Raw genomic sequence first — 14,205 nt, 5'->3', positions numbered from 1 at the left:
CCAGCGAACGATCCTTCGGGCCATGGAGACCGCCGACTCGCAGGCGAAGGTGGCGGAGCGGGCTGACGTGAGCGAGCGAGAGGTGAACCGACAGCTGTCGGTCCTGAGGAAGACCCTCGGGCTGCCCACGAACCTGCGACTCATGGTGTGGTGGGCCGTGAGCGCAGAGCGCCAACTGCCGTAGCACAGGCCGCTTCCGGGCGGCTGGGGCAACCTGCGGCCATGAAGATCACAAAATGCGTCAGCCCTGACGCTGACAAATGATCTTGACTTGCTCAGCGTGGGGCGCGTGCCGCGCGAACTACCCGAATGGGTACATCAAGAACGTCGACAGCTCGGCGCCCGCATCCGCGGGCGCCGGCTGCACTCGGACCTGACCCAGGAGGGACTTGCCGAGATGTCCACCGTCGACCGCCGCACGCTCCAGCGCATCGAGGCAGGGGACACCGATGCCCGGTACGGGGACCTGCTGCTCATCGCCCGCGCGCTCGGTGTCCCCCTCGCGCAGCTCGTGATGTAGCCCCGGCCGGCCGCGGGGGAGCGGGAAACCCGGCCGGGGCGGTCCAGTCAGCCAGCGAGCGCGGGGAGCAGCGCGCGGGCGGCGTTCATGAGGGTGTCGTCCGGCATGGAGAACCGACCTACGAGCAGCCTGCTGTGGCCGTAGATCGTCTCCTTCGGGGCAGTTGTGGTGTCGATCTCCAACTCCCACTTGGCCTCGGGGATGTCCAGCGTTCCGGGCTTCATCACGGTCCGGGAGCTCCAGCCTGTGCACAGGACCCAGGCGGCGTGGGCCTCCTGACCGGCGGCCAGCGGAAGGTGTCGTGCTGCCACGTTCAGCAGGGACACGTCCGGGACCTCCGGGATGGGGATGTAGCCCATGACGGCGGTGTCGCCGAAATGTCCGGTGGTTGTGTACGCGACGACTCCGGAAATGTTGTCCGGCCAGTTGTGCAGTAGACGGAAGATCGTGACCCGTCCCTCGCCAGCGATGTCTCGCGCCATTCCTCGCTCCTCAGGTAGCCGGCTCCGCCCTGATCCTGCCAGAGCGGAGCCGGCGGTCATCGCACCTTGCTAGTTGTCGCCGCAGCCCTGCGAGGGGTTGCCTTCCTGCCCGTCGCTACCCGAGCCGGTCTCGCCCTGGCTGTTCTCCTCGTTGCCCGCGATGACCGTCCAGCGGGTGATGTCCTGTGCCATGTGCCGTGCCCTTCTCTCGATGGGTGGTGCATGACCTGTCCGGGTGGACAGGGGCTGTGCGCGGGCGTGAGGTGCATGAGCTGCCCGCCTCCGGGCCCGGGGCAGATAGCCGCCTCCGGGCTCGGGAGCTCAAGGGGTGATGCCGACGACGATGACGGCGAGAATGCCGACCAGGACGGCGCAGTAGGCGGCCTGCCGCCATGCCGGGGTCACGGCCGGTCCACGGCTACCGGCGGCAGCTCCGTGCGGCCGATGAACGCAGCGTGCCGGTCCGCGCGCCGGTGGTACTGCAGGGTCTGGAGCAAGTCGCGCCCGATCAGGCCGAGTTGCCGGGCGTAACTCCAGTTGGCGAGCGGGCCGGTGTCGGGACCGGCCTTGACCAGCTGGGTCCAGGTCTCCACCGCGGCGGTACCGCGCGAGGGGCGCTCGACGGCCGGGATCATCGAGACGCCCTGCGCGAGCGAGGAGCAGTACGAGATCAGCGAGTCCGTGAGGTGGGCGAGGGCCACGTCATCCGGGCAGTGGCGCTGCAGGCGGAGGGCGTAGCCGATGTGCCGTTCGGCCTCCTCCTCGATGTGGGCCTCGGTGATGTCGGCCGCTTCGTCGAGTGCGGCGCCGAGGTCGACAGAGACCAGAGTCTCGGCCGACCTGTCGTGGGGCTGCTCGTCCATGCTCGCTCCCTACCGTCGTGGTGACCTGAGGTGTCTACGACGTTAGGGGCGAGGCGATCTGACGGGGGGTAGGGTTCCTGCCCCCTTGGTGGCAGGTAGGGTTTCTACCCCCTACGTGATCACACGGCTACGCCGAGCTGTTGGGCGAGGTTGCGGGCGTCGGCCCGGACCATGCGCGGCCCGGTCTTCGCGAGCTCCGGCAGGACCATCCTGGTGTGCATGTTGTACCGGACGGTCTCCGGCGACTCCCCGTGTGCCTTTTGCAGCAGCGCGACAGCGGCGACGCCCTCGTCCTGCATGCCGTGCGCGCGGGCGGTCTCGACCAGGTGGAAACTCCGACGCGTCGCCGACGGGACGGCGTCGAGGTCGAGCGCGGACGCTACCTCAAGTGCCTTGCCCGGCTGCATGAGGTCGTTGTGCATGGTGAGGGCGTAGGCGTCGACGATGCCCTGCCCGAAGATCAGCCAGGGGTGGGCGTACTGGGGGCCGAGGCGGCGGGCGGCGTCGTTCGCGCGGTCCCAGTAGCGCCAGGCCTGCCCCTCGCGGCCGATCTTCGCGAAGGAGAGGGCGACGGCGAGTTGCAGCAGCCCCCAGCGGGCCAGGTCCTCCTCGTCGTCCTGGCGGAGCAGCGCGGCGGCCTGCTCGGCGAGCTCGACGCGCGCCTCGGCGGCCTCGTTCGCGTCGCGGTAGACGTGGTTCATGTACCAGGCGGCGCCGGCGATCGCGCGGGGACTGTCCGCGTCCTGCGCCGCGGTCATCGACCGGTCGCCAGTGAGCATGATCAGGTCTGGCGCGGGCTGGAACGAGAGGAACAGCTGGGCCAGGTGGTAGGTCTGGCCCAGCGCGACGAGGGCACGCCGCCGCTCGTCGCCCTCAAGCACGCGGGCAGAGTGCTGGGTGTCCGTCAGCAGGTTCGGCAGCAGGGCGGCGACGCGGGACCGGTGGTCTCCGGTGCCGTGCCACAGTCGCCAGGCCTGCCGTACACGGGCGGTGAGGACGGTGGCGGGCTCGGGCTCGGTGGCGGTCGGGGTGAGCTGGTAGGTAGTCAGGGCCCGCTTGATGGCCGGTAGGTCGGCGTGGGCGGACTTCGTGTACGAGGCGGCGGCGATGCGGTCGTCTCCGGTGAGGTCGGCAATGTCGCACTCGTACATGGCGGCGAGACGAATGAGCATGGGCAGGCGGGGCATTCCGATCGTGCCGTTCTCGATGCCCTTGACCCACTCGGCGGACCGGCCGACCAGGCCGCCGGCGACGGGGCGGGTCAGGCCGGCGCGGTCGCGGGCGCGGCGGGCGCGCTTGGCGAATGTCTCGGGCGTGGGTGCGGGGCTGGGCTGCTCGGGCATACTGGCTCCGTTCGCGTTCTGACCTCGACACTCAGAACGTACTCCCCGAATGCGTCGGGGAAACGACGAATGCCCCCTCCGCCGTCGGGCGGAGGGGGCATCGTGGTTCAGCGAGGGTTAGGGCTCGTCTGCCTCGACGACCACGTGAGTGTAGACGTTGACGCGGCCGTTGGAGCGGGTGTACCGAGTGCTGACGCTGACGACTCGCGCCTCTGCTTCGTGTAGGCCGATGACGTCGCCGACTGCGGGCACCGGCATGGCTCCGGCACAGGTCAGGTCAACTAGTTCCGTGCCGTCGACCGAGAACACGTTGAGCGCGTGTTCGGGAAGCCGGTTGGTCTCACCGGGGGTCGATCGGTACTCGCCCATGTCGCACTCTCGGATCGTGGCGAGGGCAGGGTGCAGGTGGTCGGTGTCGGCGCTCATCTCCGCATCGTGCCGTGCCTCAGAGCGTGGTGGGGGCCGAACGGCGAAGCCGGTCAGCTGACGGCGAGCTCGTACAGGGTGATCCCGAGGGCGGCGAGGCCGGTGATGGCGGCGATGGAGGGGAGTGGCCAGCGGGCGCGCTCCAGGGCGTCGAGGCGCTGTTCGTGGTCGGCGAGCTGCTTGTCGGTCTGGTCGTTGCGCTGGACCAGGAGGGCGAGGGAGCCGTCGACGCGGGCGAACCCGGCCTCAAGGGAGCCGCGTAGCTTCTCCAGCTCTACGGCCACGTGGGTGGACTCGGTTGGGGTCACGGGCGGTCGTCCGCGTCCTGGGCTGCCCCTCGCAGGGCGTCGCCGATGTCGGCCCGCAGCGCTTCCTTGTCGAAGTGGATGCGGACCGGGAGCGTGCCGGTCGGGGCCTGGTACTCCGGCGGCCGGGCCCACCCGAGGGCCAGGCCCGCGATGAGGCGGGCGGGTTCCCAGCCGATGCGGTCGGCCGCGAGCTCGGCGAGCCGGAACAGCACGTAGTAGGCGAGGGTGACGGCGGCGGTGACGCCGCCGGTGACGGCCTTCGAGTCGGTCTCGATGCCGAGGGCGCCGGTGACGGTGAGGATCCAGCCGGCGGTGAGCGGGACGGCAGTACGCAGCACGCTGGCGAAGAGGTTGTTCATGGGGGCTCCGTTCACTTGATCTTGGGGATCTTGAGGGCGTTCCAGGAGGCGCGGCCGGGCCAGCCGTCGGCGTCGGTGCCGGAGAAACCCAGCTTCCGCTGCCAGGCGGCATACGACTGGCGGTCGGCCTCGGACCAGCGCGGGCCGGGGCCGACCCGGTAGCGGCCGCAGCCCTCGGCGATCAGGCGGCGGCCCATCGCGGTGATGATCGGTGAGCTCGGCGCGCCCTTGAAGAAGGCGGTGCCGGGGAACGGCTCGTAGGCAGGGGGCTTGGGCTTGGCGGGGGGCTTGGGCTTGGCCGGGTCCTGGCCGAGGCGGTGTTGGATCCGGTCGCGCATGCCGGGCATGGCGAAGCCGCGGGGGTCGTTCTTCCAGTCGGACCACTCGGAGTGGCCGATCACGGACTTGGCGCCCCAGCCGTGGGCCCGGCACAGGGCCGCCGAGACCCGCTCGATGGCGTCGAGCTGGGCGGGCGGCCACGGGTCGGTGCCGTTGCCGAGGTTGATGCACTCGAAGCCGTAGAAGCGAGCGTTGCCGTCGACAGCGCCGGCGCTGCCCTGGTGCTCGCGCGGGACCGGCGGCCGGGCGCCGTACGTCTCGCTGGTCACGGCCTGCAGCACGGAGGGGTCGCCGCCGCCCGCGTGGTTGGCGCGGCCAGCCGACAGCAGGTGGACGACGCCGTCCTTGGCGATCACGCCGTGGCACAGCGGTCCGGGCAGGCCGGTGTAGCCGTCGTTACAGATGCGGACCGAGTTGGCGGTGCCGCTGCTGACGGTGTGGTGGATCATCACGCCGACCACGGGGCCCCAGTCGCCGTGTCCGTTGCGGTTGTGGGTGCGCCAGCCGTCGTGTTCGACGACGGTGACGCCTTCGGCGCGGAACGCGGCGAGCAGCCGGTCCGCGGGCAGTGGCGCGGCCATGAGGGGCCTCCAGAGATGAGAGAAGCCCCGGGCCGGGTCGGCGCGGGGCTGAGCGGAGAAGGGGAGGAGCGTCAGGCGACGCGGCGCAGGCTGATCCAGGAGTCCGCATGGACGAACGTGGGGATCGCGTTGACGGCCACCTGCGCCCAGCGCAGGGAGAACGTGCCGGCCGTGACACCCGTGACGAGGGTGCCGAAAGGAATCGCACTCATTCTCGTGCCGAGGTTCGACGGCAGGCCGCGGGTGGCGGCGAGGTTCTGAACGGTGACGTCCTGGGTGGTCGTGGCGGTCGTGCCGCTGGTGCCGCCGGAGGTCCATTGCAGCGTCGCGCCGGCCGGGGCCGTCCACCCGATCGTGATGCCGCTCGTCGCGGACGCGGCGAGGTTCTGGCTGTAGATGATGTAGCTGGTCACCCTGTAGGCGGCCTGCGCGGCCACCGGCACGGACAGGACGGCGTCCGCGGCCAGGGTCGCGTTCGTGCGCTGCTCGTCGGCGAGCTTCCGGGCCTCCAGCGGCATGATCGCGGCCAGGAGCTCGGGCGTGATCTCTTGCCCTGAGAGCAGCTCGGGGTAGGGCATGGCACCTCCTACAGGGCGATGATGGCGGGCCGGGCGAGCCGGACCGGGGTCCCGGCCGCGTGCGCCTTGATGACGCCGTTCTGGGACCGGACGGCGTTGGCGGTCTGGGTAAGGGTGGTGCCGGTGATCGCGGTGATCCGGATGCGCTCGCCGCCCATGACGACGTCGAACGGGAAGCTGGACGGGTAGGTGGCGGAGTCGATCCAGCGGGAGGCGCCGGCCGCGGTGACGAGCGTGAGCGTGGTGGCGCTCGCGCTCACCCCGCCGCCGCCGAGGGTGCAGCCGGAGGTGTTGGACCGGCCTCGGTCCCGGTCGCCGAGGACGGCGACGTCCCAGGGGGCGCCCGGGGCGCACGTGAACGTGATCGTCCAGCGCTCCTCGCCGACGGTCTCGGCGTAGCCGAGGATGAGCAGGTCCACATCATCGGGGCCGTGGGAGGCGGGCAGGTTCGTGAGCCGGATCTTGTCGCCGACGTCGGCGAGGTAGATGTCCCGGGCCATCGCCCACACGCGGGGGTTGCCCATGTTGAGGGTGATCTTGGTGTAGCGCAGGCCGTTGTAGGTGCCCATGTGCAGGCGCCAGCTGGCCTGGTGGGCGGGCTGGTCGTCGTCCGCCAGCGAGAGGGTGTGGGCGACGTCGTAGCGGCCGATCCCGTCCGGCGGGTCCTGCACGGACAGCGGCCCGTCCTCCAGGACGGCGAACCCGAACGACCCGCCGCGGCGCTGCACGGTGATGTCGTTGCGGGCCAGTTTGTCGTCGTCGAGCGGCCGGAACGGCTGGGAGATCACGCCCTGGCTGAAGTCCAGGGTGAGCGCCGGGTCCTGGTTGTAGAGGGAGTCGTGGCCGCGGTAGACCAGGGCCCGCTCGGCGCGGTGCTCCAGGACGTAGCCGAGGTCGGCGTCGGCGCCGGCCTGCAGCACGTCAAGGAACTTCGCGGCCCGCTGCGTCCCGAGGCGCACCTGCTCGTCGTCGTCGCCGATCAGGTAGGCAGGCACGCCGGCCTCGGCGCACACGCGCAGGAACCGCGCGCCGGCGGTCTCACCGGGCCAGCCGGTGAGCGCCTCGAAGACCTCGGCGGCGCCGGGCGCGGCCGGGCCCCAGTAGGTGACGTACCCGAGCGCCATCGGGTCGCGCAGGGTGGTGTCGATCTGTTGCCAGTCGGCCTCGACGCGCTGGACCGGCTTGGGGGTGATCGTGTCCGTGCCGCTGCCCGCGAGGACGCCGTCGATCCACAGGGACCACGGGGTCGTTCCGGGCGTGGTGGTGTCGACCTTGAAGCGCAGGTGGTGCGGCTTGTTGTCGAAGATCCCGGCGTTGGTGATCGTGACGAGGAGCGCGGTCGAGGAGGAGGTGGCGCCGGACGCGTTCCTCGTGATGATGATCTGGTTGAGGGGCGCTTGCATGAGGATCGAGTAGGAGATCTGGTTGTCGGCGTCGGTGCCGGCGCCCCGGTCGTAGATCAGCCAGTAGAGCAGGATGCCCTTGTCGGCGCGGCACAGGTCGACCGACCAGCCGCCCGTGGCCGCGAGGTCGGGCACGTGCCCGACGAGGGTCCCTGCGGTCCCCGGCGGGCACAGGACGGTTGGCTCGATCCAGTCCGCGAGGGCGCCTTTGCCCCATTGGGGGGCGTCGCCGTCGCGGTAGACGGTCATGGGCCGCCCGGACCGCAGCGAGGCGCCCCAGGTGGCCTCGGTGCCGTCGGTGAGGGGCCAGCACTCCACGGCGCCGCTGGCCTGCAGGTAGCGGCGGATCGCCGAGTCGAGCGGCTTGTTCCCGGCGTCGAGGCGGCGGGTGATCCCGGCCGGGGTGATCGGCACGGTCTGGTCGGCGCCGGTGAGGTCTTGCTGCGGGGGCCAGGCGGGGACCTCGGCGGCGAGGCGGACGTGGCGGTTGGCCAGGGTTGCGGCTCCGGTGAGAGTCCACATCCGGCCGCCGCCGTCGGTGAGGCTGGTGTCCCCGGCCTCGGCCGTGGACAGGTCGAGGTCGACCTTGCGGGTGCCCGTGGCGCCGTCCCACAGCTGCATTGCGTAGATGCGGCCGGCGGCCCCGTTGCCGATGATGCCCACGTTCGTGCCGAGCTGCAGGCCCGCGGTGCCGGTGGGCAGGACGGTGGTGCCGGCGCCTCCGGTGTCGGTGTCGAGCAGGTGCCACCTGGTCGCGTTGATCGTCGGCGCCCAGTAGAACGAGACGAGGTGTCCGCCGGCGCCGTCGTTGACGTCCAGGACGACGCGCAGGGCGATGCGCTGGCCCGGGTTGGCGGGCACCCGCGGCAGGCTGCCCGCGCTCTTCTGGCTGCCCGAGGTCCCGTCGGGGTACCACTCGAACCACATCTGCCCGGAGTTGATCAGCCGGAAGGTGAAATGGCGCTGGTTTCCCGCGGCCTCGAACCGCGCGGCGAGCTCCTGGTTGACGGTGTAGTCGTCCAGGGCGACCTCCAGGCGGAGGTCGAGGTCGGTGACGTCGAGCGAGGCGTGATCGGGCGTGGTGAGCGCGGATGTGGTGTCTCCGGGCAGCAGCAGGTAGGGGTGCCCGGCCTCGACGCTGTAGCGCAGCGGTGTGTTGGGGCCGATCTTCCCGTACAGCGCGCTGTTCGGGTCGCGCTTGCTGTAGTCGCCGTGGCGGTTGTCGAGGAGCATGTCGGCCGCCGAGGGGGCCGCGCGGGATCCCTCGGCGGTCAGGCCACGCGACATGGTCACGTCCTGGGTGACGCGCAGGTCACCGGTGCGGTCGTGCCACTGCCCGTCGTAGAACAGCTCCAGCCGGTCGGGGGGCGGCAGGGACACCATGGCTACGTGTCCTCCTCTCCTGCGTAGCGGGCGACCGATGAGCCGGCCCGGGTGCGCACCTCGTACTGGAACGCGTCCTGGAATCCGCCGGGGTTGACCGACGGGGTGATGAAGACCTGGACCGGCTGGACCTTGCCCGTGGACGGGGCGGCCATCGCCGCGGGCGTGCTGATCAGGGCCTCCAGCTTGGACAGCGGCAGGACGGCCTCCTGCTCGCGGCCCTCGCCGATCATGGCGAGGGTGGGGCCGGTCGTAATCCCGCCCTCGGCCAGGTAGGGGATGAACGGGATGTACGGGATGTTCACCCCGGGAACCTTGTTGGCCCCGTAGATCAGGTAGTTGATGCCCTCGATGGCCCCGTTGATGAGGTAGATCGCCCCGTTGAGGGCCTTCTTCAGGCCGCCGGTGATGCCGTCCCACATGCCGCCGAACAGGCCGCCGATGGAGTGGATGGCATCGCGCACGGTCTCGTACAGGGAGTCCCACTGCCGGTCGAGCCAGCCGGTGAGCTTGTCCCAGTTGGCGCTGATCCAGTCGAGCGGGTGGAAGTTCTCGAACAGGCCCTTGATCCAGTCCATGCCCTGGGTGAAGGACTCGGTGATGTCGTCCCACAGGCCGCTGAAGTACGCGGCGATCGGGTCCCAGATCTCCTTGGCCTTGGCGCTGATCCAGTCCCACAGGATCTCCAACTGGGCTTTGACCCAGTCCCACTTGGCGATCAGGAGCACGATGATCGCGATGAGGGCGACGATGCCGAGGATGATCCACGTGATCGGGTTGGCGAGCATGGCCAGGTTCACGAGCCAGATCACGGCGGCCATGATGCCGAGGGCGACGACCAGGCCAAGGATGATCGGCGCGAGCGTCTTGATGATCTCCTTGTGCTCGTTGAACAGCTCCGAGGCCTTGAGCACGATCGGCAGCAGGGCCTCGCCGAGCGTCATCTGCAGGGTCCGCATGGCGGCGTCCATCTGCTGGGCGGGGTCCTTCTCCATGGACTCGGTCAGCTTCTTGGACGCCCCGGCCGCCTGGTCCATCCCGGAGGCCGCTTTGGCGGTCTCGGGGTTCATGGCGAGGAGCGCGTCGGCCGCCTCGCCGGCCATGTCGCCGAACAGGGCGACACCGAGCTGCGCGCGCTTGGCCGGGTCCTCGACGCCACGGAGCTTGTCGAGGGTGAGCTGCAGGGCGTCGGCCGCAGGCTTGCCGCCCTTGCCGATGTCGGCCAGCATCTTCGTGCCGTCCAGGCCCAGGGCCTGGAACCCGGCCTTGGCCCGGTCGGTCTCCTCGCTGGTGATGCGGGCGAACTCGTGCAGGACGTCGGCGGCCTGGTCGATGTCCCGGCCGCCGGCCTTCACGAACTGGCTCATCATGCCGAAGCTGGTCGCGGCGTCCAGGCCGATGCGCTTGAAGTGTTGCCCGTACTCGGTGACGATCGCGGGCAGGTCGGCCACCATGCTCTTGGGCAGGGTCTGGGCGGCCTTGGTGAGGACGTCGAACGCCTCGGTGCCGTCCTTCACGAGGCCTGCGTGGATCAGGGTCCCCGCGGCGGTCGAGGCCTCGCCGATATCGACCTCGAACGTCTTGCCGAGCGCCATGGCGCCCTTGGTCATGTCTTCAAGCTCGGCGTCGGTGAAGTCGCCCAGCTTGCCCATGGCGCTGGTGACGCTCGCGAGGCTGTCGCTCACGTCACTGAGGGAATCGCCGAACCCCGCGGAGAACACCTCACCTGCGATGCCGCCGGCGCGCTCGGCCTCCTCGCTGGTCAGGTCGAGGCTCTTCTGAAGTTGGCCCCGCGCCTCGGTGATGTCCATGGCCCCGGCAAAGCCCACTGCGAGCGCAGTTCCCGCGGCGACACCCGCGACGGCGGCCGGGCCGGCCAGACCATCCAGGCGGCCGGTGGCCTCATCGACGCCCTCATCGACACCCGAGGAGTCCATGCCGATACGGACAAGGATCTCGTCCAGCACGGTCATCGCGACCTCCCCTCTGTTCGGCCGGGCCGGTCGAACCCGGCCTGAATGCCGCGCACCGCGGCAAGGAGCTCCTGGCCGGTCTTGCGGGGCCGGGCGGACCTACTCCACTGGACGATGTGGTCCTTGAGCGTGGGGCGCTGCCCCTTCTTCATGTGCGGGGCGGCGATGTCCATCCCGAGCCGGGCGGCCACGACGTCCATGCGCGCCGGCCCGATGGGCCCGTAGAGGTTCTGGTAGGCGACGAGGCGGATGAGCTCGTCCTCACGGAAGCGCTCCAGGACCTCGGCCGGGGTCATGCGGAAAGCGGCGGCCAGGTCGTACTGCAGCCTCAGCTCTGGCCGTCGCCGAAATCCGCCTCGGCCGCCGCGACCTTCTGCGTGAAGTCCTTGTCGTCGTCGGACAGGTGACGGCAGAGGTTGAACAGGCCGTTGACGATGCCGGCGGAGCGCTTGGACAGGATCGCGACGCCCTCGCGGACGTCGGGGAAGACGAGTTCGCCGGTCTCCTGCTCGCGCAGGCATCGGGCGACGATCCAGGCCTTGTTCGACTTGACCGTCATCTCCACCCCCTTGGCGGAGTCCCGTCGGGTCATGGTGGACGACCTGTTCTGGTAGGTCTCCCAGTCGTCCGACGGCAGGCCGCACACCTGGAACATCACGCCCGGGGCCCACTCGGGGATCGAGACGTTGTCCTCGGTCTTGATGTCGTCCGCGTTGCGGATGAGGTCCTTCAGTGAGCTCATGGTGCGTCGTCTCCTGATCAGCCGGTCGGGGTGAGGGTGGGCTTGCCGGAGATCTTGAACGTCACGCTGCGCTCCATCTTGTCGTCGATGGGGTACGCGTCGCCGAGGTCGGTGATCATCGCGGAGAAGCTCCAGGTGTGTTCGTCGGGGTCGTCCGGCAGGATGATGACCTGGTAGTTACGCAGGTCGTCCTCCTCGAAGTCCCCGTCGAGCGCGGAGTGCGTGGAGTTGCCGGGGTCGTAGTTGATGGTGATCTGGACCTCGCCGCCGTCTTTGAGGCCCTTGATGAACTCCCGGTACTTGTTGGGGGAGTCGTGCGCGGTGACCTCGATGGCCTCCCGCTTGCGGGACGGGCCGGAGATGTCGGAGACCTGGGCGATCACTCCGTAGGCGCCGGCGCCCGTCGTGTCGCGCAGGAACTGTGTGCCGAGCGCGTCCTTACCTGCCATGTCAGGCTCCCAGGGTGAAGACGGCGACCTTCACGGCCGTGACTCCGTCGTAGGTGATGGCGGCGCGGCCGGTGGCGCCGCGGAACAGATTGGTGAGCGGGATGAGACCGGACTTGCCCGCGGCGACGACGAGGGTGGCGTCGGCGATCGCGTGCCCGTCGACCGTGCCCGGGGTGGCGAGGGTGACCGTGTGCGGGCTGGCGTCGCCGTTGGTCACGTACAGGAAGTAGTTCGGGCCGACGGGCGCGGTGTCGCCGCCGCCGGCCGCGGCTACAGCGGCTGCTGCCAGGTCGGCGACGCCACCGACGGTGGTGATGCGGATGGCGTTCAGGGCTGCCACGGGGGCGCCTCCGTTTCTGCGCAGGGGTGAGGCCCGGACCGCGGGCGCGGGCCGGGGCGTTGTGGGGAGCGGGTCAGGCGGGCGGCTGCTCGGTGACGATGCGGTAGCGCAGCACGACGTGCCGGATGTTGCCGGGCGGCTCGGGGTCGGTGAGCGTCTGCGTGCTCTCCCACCGGGTGACGACGTGGTCGTGCCCGGGGATGGTGAGCGGCTGGTGGTCGAGGACGGCGGTGATGCGGGCGCCGATCTTCAGGCCCTGGCTGTAGCCGCGGTACTGCGACCACACGTGGAGCGTGGCTGAGGTCTCCTGCCCGTACCGGTCGTGGGCGTTGTCCGGAATGCCGAGGGCCTCGCCGACCACGACGAACGGGTAGCCGGCCTCCTCGGGCAGGTAGTCGTACACGCCGCTGATGAGCATGCTCAGCTCGGTGTCGGCGCGTAGGGCCTGGACGAGGGCGCCTTGGATCGGCAGCAGCGGGTCGGCGGCCGCGGTCACCGCAGGACCCTCCTGACTTCTTCAGTCAGCCGGGCCCGGTAGCGGGCGCGCTCGGCCTCCAGCGCGGGCCGCAGCGCGGGGCGGGCCTCGGCCCGCCGGGTGCCGTACTCCAGGAACCGCGCGTAGTACTCGCTGTCGTTGTGCCAGCCGACCATGGCGGTCAGGTCGTCGTCCTTGAACTTGATGTCGACCTCGTCGTGCAGGTTGCCGCTGTCCCTGGCGACGTCGCGCTGCGTGTCGGCCTTCACGGCCTCGGCCGACTCCTTCACGGCCTTGCGCAGCGCGCCGACGATGTCCTCGCCGAGGTCATCCAGCTGGGCTTTCAGCCGGTCGGCTCCGACGATCTCTACGGTCATCCCGGAGCGGGTCATCAGTCGGGCTCCGTCTGGATCAGCTGGCACTCGGCCTTGCGGTAGCGGGTCGCCGACGGCTCGACGACCTGCTTGACGCGGAGCCGCTGCCCGCCGCCGCGTAGCTCGTCACCGCGCTGCACGTCCGCGTTGGGCAGGAGGTAGACGTCGTGGGTGTGCTCGGCCCCGGCCTGCTGCGCGAGCATCCGTTCCGACGCGGACGGCTGGTCGACTTTCCCGCGCACGTCGCCTTGGTGGACGTAGGTGGATTCCTGTCCGCCGTAGCCGTCGTCGGTCGTGGCCGGCCGCCACACCTCCAAGGTGCGGTTGAGGTGGCGGCCGATCATGTCCGGGCCCGGTAGGCGCCCAGGGTGCGGATGTCGGCGGGCGTCAGGGCCATGCCGAGGGCCTCGGCGCTCCACGCGCGGGCGTGGTCGCCGAGTGTCTCTGACGACAGGCTCTCGGGGTTGGACCAGCCGGCCGCCGCCAGGCGCAGGCAGATCCGCTTGGGCCCGGCGGGGACGGGGAGGTAGCCGGGGGTGTAGATGACCTCGATGGCCCGGTCGTGGCAGGGCCATTCGGCGCCGCGCCGGTGCAGGATCCCGGCCGCCGACCATGTGTAGTCGGCGTCCTTGCCGAAGACGAGTTCCTCGCCGTCGTCGGTCAGGGTGACCGAGGTGACGGAGGTGACGGGCCAGCGGGGCAGGATCAGTTTCCGCGAGCCGGTGCCGGCCTGGTAGCGGGAGTCGTCCGCCGTCGGCCCGTCGAGGATCACGACGTCCGTGGACTGTTCCAGCGGCTGGCCGATCTCGTCCTCGATGACGCCCTGGCCGAGCTCGATCAGGAGCTCGGCCGTCGCGGTCTCCTCCGGCGTCCAGGACTCCTCGCGCAGCAGGCGGCGCAGCTCGTCCGGGGTGGCGTAGGGCATCAGTCCTCGGTCCCGTCGTCCTCGTCGCGGCGCCGCTCCAGCTCGGCGATGACCGTGGCGAGCAGCTCAGCTTTCTTCGTGGCGTCGCCGAGGTCGATGTCGTGCTCGGCGGCGTAGGCCTTGAGTTCCTCGACGTTCATGCGCTCGACCGGCTTGTCGCCGCCGTCCGGCGCCGCGCGGCGGGCGGCCCGGGCGCGGGGGGCATCGGCGTAGACGCCGTACCCGCCGGCGACCAGCTGTTCGGCCTCCTCGTCGTCGAACTGGCCGGTCTGGCCGACGCCGACGGACCCGGAGGGCCCGGCGTACAGGGTGTGCATGGTGACGCGCTTCATGGCGGTGGTC

General features: G+C 70.5%; 21 protein-coding genes and 1 pseudogene. 2 read left to right on the top strand and 20 right to left on the bottom strand.

Features of this window, described 5'->3' with window-relative positions:
- Together AB0Q96_RS38880 and AB0Q96_RS38875 are read left to right on the top strand one after the other, a co-directional pair.
- Window positions 1–184, top strand: a pseudogene (locus AB0Q96_RS38880) (hypothetical protein); the annotation flags it as partial.
- A 96-nt stretch (window positions 185–280) separates the two neighbouring features.
- Window positions 281–520, top strand: coding sequence for a helix-turn-helix transcriptional regulator (locus AB0Q96_RS38875; protein WP_365334074.1), 240 nt, complete (start codon window positions 281–283; stop codon window positions 518–520).
- 47 nt (window positions 521–567) lie between these two features.
- On the opposite strand, the gene AB0Q96_RS38870 is transcribed toward AB0Q96_RS38875, so the two are convergent.
- The 20 genes from AB0Q96_RS38870 to AB0Q96_RS38775 form a co-directional block, all read right to left on the bottom strand.
- The gene (locus tag AB0Q96_RS38870) at window positions 568–1,002 is read right to left on the bottom strand and encodes a hypothetical protein (protein WP_365334072.1); all 435 of its coding nucleotides are present in this window, start codon (window positions 1,000–1,002) and stop codon (window positions 568–570) included.
- Between the two features lie 69 nt (window positions 1,003–1,071).
- A complete protein-coding gene (locus tag AB0Q96_RS38865) occupies window positions 1,072–1,194 on the bottom strand; it encodes a hypothetical protein (protein ID WP_365334070.1) in 123 nt (40 codons plus the stop codon).
- Between the two features lie 209 nt (window positions 1,195–1,403).
- The gene (locus tag AB0Q96_RS38860) at window positions 1,404–1,865 is read right to left on the bottom strand and encodes a hypothetical protein (protein WP_365334068.1); all 462 of its coding nucleotides are present in this window, start codon (window positions 1,863–1,865) and stop codon (window positions 1,404–1,406) included.
- A gap of 119 nt (window positions 1,866–1,984) precedes the next feature.
- Entirely contained in the window at window positions 1,985–3,208 is a 1,224-nt protein-coding gene (locus AB0Q96_RS38855) for a helix-turn-helix transcriptional regulator (protein ID WP_365334066.1), read from the bottom strand.
- Between the two features lie 117 nt (window positions 3,209–3,325).
- Window positions 3,326–3,634 (bottom strand): hypothetical protein, encoded by a 309-nt coding sequence (locus AB0Q96_RS38850; RefSeq protein ID WP_365334064.1) that lies wholly within the window; start codon window positions 3,632–3,634, stop codon window positions 3,326–3,328.
- A 53-nt stretch (window positions 3,635–3,687) separates the two neighbouring features.
- Window positions 3,688–3,942 carry a hypothetical protein gene (locus AB0Q96_RS38845; protein WP_365334062.1) on the bottom strand — a complete coding sequence of 85 codons (255 nt, stop codon included), beginning with the start codon at window positions 3,940–3,942 and terminating at the stop codon, window positions 3,688–3,690.
- Window positions 3,939–4,301, bottom strand: a complete 363-nt coding sequence (locus tag AB0Q96_RS38840) for a hypothetical protein (protein ID WP_365334061.1) — start codon at window positions 4,299–4,301, stop codon at window positions 3,939–3,941. Before AB0Q96_RS38840 ends, AB0Q96_RS38845 begins: the two co-directional genes overlap by 4 nt.
- An 11-nt stretch (window positions 4,302–4,312) precedes the next feature.
- Window positions 4,313–5,221, bottom strand: a complete 909-nt coding sequence (locus AB0Q96_RS38835) for a peptidoglycan-binding protein (RefSeq protein WP_365334059.1) — start codon at window positions 5,219–5,221, stop codon at window positions 4,313–4,315.
- Between the two features lie 71 nt (window positions 5,222–5,292).
- Entirely contained in the window at window positions 5,293–5,799 is a 507-nt protein-coding gene (locus AB0Q96_RS38830; RefSeq protein ID WP_365334057.1) for a hypothetical protein, read from the bottom strand.
- 8 nt (window positions 5,800–5,807) lie between these two features.
- Entirely contained in the window at window positions 5,808–8,585 is a 2,778-nt protein-coding gene (locus AB0Q96_RS38825) for a hypothetical protein (RefSeq protein WP_365334055.1), read from the bottom strand.
- Window positions 8,586–8,587: 2 nt separating this feature from the next.
- Window positions 8,588–10,558, bottom strand: coding sequence for a phage tail tape measure protein (locus AB0Q96_RS38820; protein WP_365334053.1), 1,971 nt, complete (start codon window positions 10,556–10,558; stop codon window positions 8,588–8,590).
- Window positions 10,555–10,854 carry a hypothetical protein gene (locus tag AB0Q96_RS38815; RefSeq protein WP_365334051.1) on the bottom strand — a complete coding sequence of 100 codons (300 nt, stop codon included), beginning with the start codon at window positions 10,852–10,854 and terminating at the stop codon, window positions 10,555–10,557. The genes AB0Q96_RS38820 and AB0Q96_RS38815 overlap by 4 nt, the downstream gene beginning before the upstream one ends.
- A 32-nt stretch (window positions 10,855–10,886) precedes the next feature.
- Complete coding sequence (locus AB0Q96_RS38810) at window positions 10,887–11,300, bottom strand: hypothetical protein (RefSeq protein WP_365334049.1); 414 nt, start codon at window positions 11,298–11,300, stop codon at window positions 10,887–10,889.
- A gap of 17 nt (window positions 11,301–11,317) precedes the next feature.
- Complete coding sequence (locus AB0Q96_RS38805) at window positions 11,318–11,749, bottom strand: phage tail tube protein (protein WP_365334047.1); 432 nt, start codon at window positions 11,747–11,749, stop codon at window positions 11,318–11,320.
- A 1-nt stretch (window position 11,750) separates the two neighbouring features.
- On the bottom strand, window positions 11,751–12,089 hold the full coding sequence (locus AB0Q96_RS38800) for a hypothetical protein (RefSeq protein ID WP_365334045.1): 339 nt from the start codon (window positions 12,087–12,089) through the stop codon (window positions 11,751–11,753).
- Between the two features lie 73 nt (window positions 12,090–12,162).
- Entirely contained in the window at window positions 12,163–12,585 is a 423-nt protein-coding gene (locus tag AB0Q96_RS38795) for a DUF3168 domain-containing protein (protein ID WP_365334043.1), read from the bottom strand.
- Window positions 12,582–12,956: an HK97-gp10 family putative phage morphogenesis protein gene (locus AB0Q96_RS38790; RefSeq protein WP_365334041.1), complete on the bottom strand. Its 375-nt coding sequence runs from the start codon at window positions 12,954–12,956 to the stop codon at window positions 12,582–12,584. Before AB0Q96_RS38790 ends, AB0Q96_RS38795 begins: the two co-directional genes overlap by 4 nt.
- The gene (locus AB0Q96_RS38785) at window positions 12,956–13,282 is read right to left on the bottom strand and encodes a phage head closure protein (RefSeq protein WP_365334039.1); all 327 of its coding nucleotides are present in this window, start codon (window positions 13,280–13,282) and stop codon (window positions 12,956–12,958) included. The genes AB0Q96_RS38790 and AB0Q96_RS38785 overlap by 1 nt, the downstream gene beginning before the upstream one ends.
- Window positions 13,279–13,863: a hypothetical protein gene (locus AB0Q96_RS38780; RefSeq protein ID WP_365334037.1), complete on the bottom strand. Its 585-nt coding sequence runs from the start codon at window positions 13,861–13,863 to the stop codon at window positions 13,279–13,281. Before AB0Q96_RS38780 ends, AB0Q96_RS38785 begins: the two co-directional genes overlap by 4 nt.
- Window positions 13,863–14,195 (bottom strand): hypothetical protein, encoded by a 333-nt coding sequence (locus AB0Q96_RS38775; protein WP_365334035.1) that lies wholly within the window; start codon window positions 14,193–14,195, stop codon window positions 13,863–13,865. Before AB0Q96_RS38775 ends, AB0Q96_RS38780 begins: the two co-directional genes overlap by 1 nt.
- Window positions 14,196–14,205: the final 10 nt, after the last annotated feature.

Origin of the sequence: Streptomyces sp. NPDC093111, from assembly GCF_040683955.1 — a bacterium.
Lineage (GTDB): Bacteria > Actinomycetota > Actinomycetes > Streptomycetales > Streptomycetaceae > Streptomyces.
This window is presented reverse-complemented; position numbering and strand designations above follow the sequence as displayed.

Bases quoted from the DNA above. Each gene is read 5' to 3' on its own strand.
- AB0Q96_RS38870 (WP_365334072.1), bottom strand. From the start codon at position 1,002: ATGGCGCGAGACATCGCTGGCGAGGGACGGGTCACGATCTTCCGTCTA.
- AB0Q96_RS38865 (WP_365334070.1), bottom strand. From the start codon at position 1,194: ATGGCACAGGACATCACCCGCTGGACGGTCATCGCGGGCAACGAGGAG.
- AB0Q96_RS38860 (WP_365334068.1), bottom strand. From the start codon at position 1,865: ATGGACGAGCAGCCCCACGACAGGTCGGCCGAGACTCTGGTCTCTGTC.
- AB0Q96_RS38855 (WP_365334066.1), bottom strand. From the start codon at position 3,208: ATGCCCGAGCAGCCCAGCCCCGCACCCACGCCCGAGACATTCGCCAAG.
- AB0Q96_RS38850 (WP_365334064.1), bottom strand. From the start codon at position 3,634: ATGAGCGCCGACACCGACCACCTGCACCCTGCCCTCGCCACGATCCGA.
- AB0Q96_RS38840 (WP_365334061.1), bottom strand. From the start codon at position 4,301: ATGAACAACCTCTTCGCCAGCGTGCTGCGTACTGCCGTCCCGCTCACC.
- AB0Q96_RS38835 (WP_365334059.1), bottom strand. From the start codon at position 5,221: ATGGCCGCGCCACTGCCCGCGGACCGGCTGCTCGCCGCGTTCCGCGCC.
- AB0Q96_RS38830 (WP_365334057.1), bottom strand. From the start codon at position 5,799: ATGCCCTACCCCGAGCTGCTCTCAGGGCAAGAGATCACGCCCGAGCTC.
- AB0Q96_RS38825 (WP_365334055.1), bottom strand. From the start codon at position 8,585: ATGGTGTCCCTGCCGCCCCCCGACCGGCTGGAGCTGTTCTACGACGGG.
- AB0Q96_RS38820 (WP_365334053.1), bottom strand. From the start codon at position 10,558: ATGACCGTGCTGGACGAGATCCTTGTCCGTATCGGCATGGACTCCTCG.
- AB0Q96_RS38815 (WP_365334051.1), bottom strand. From the start codon at position 10,854: ATGACCCCGGCCGAGGTCCTGGAGCGCTTCCGTGAGGACGAGCTCATC.
- AB0Q96_RS38810 (WP_365334049.1), bottom strand. From the start codon at position 11,300: ATGAGCTCACTGAAGGACCTCATCCGCAACGCGGACGACATCAAGACC.
- AB0Q96_RS38805 (WP_365334047.1), bottom strand. From the start codon at position 11,749: ATGGCAGGTAAGGACGCGCTCGGCACACAGTTCCTGCGCGACACGACG.
- AB0Q96_RS38790 (WP_365334041.1), bottom strand. From the start codon at position 12,956: ATGACCCGCTCCGGGATGACCGTAGAGATCGTCGGAGCCGACCGGCTG.
- AB0Q96_RS38785 (WP_365334039.1), bottom strand. From the start codon at position 13,282: ATGATCGGCCGCCACCTCAACCGCACCTTGGAGGTGTGGCGGCCGGCC.
- AB0Q96_RS38780 (WP_365334037.1), bottom strand. From the start codon at position 13,863: ATGCCCTACGCCACCCCGGACGAGCTGCGCCGCCTGCTGCGCGAGGAG.
- AB0Q96_RS38775 (WP_365334035.1), bottom strand. From the start codon at position 14,195: ATGAAGCGCGTCACCATGCACACCCTGTACGCCGGGCCCTCCGGGTCC.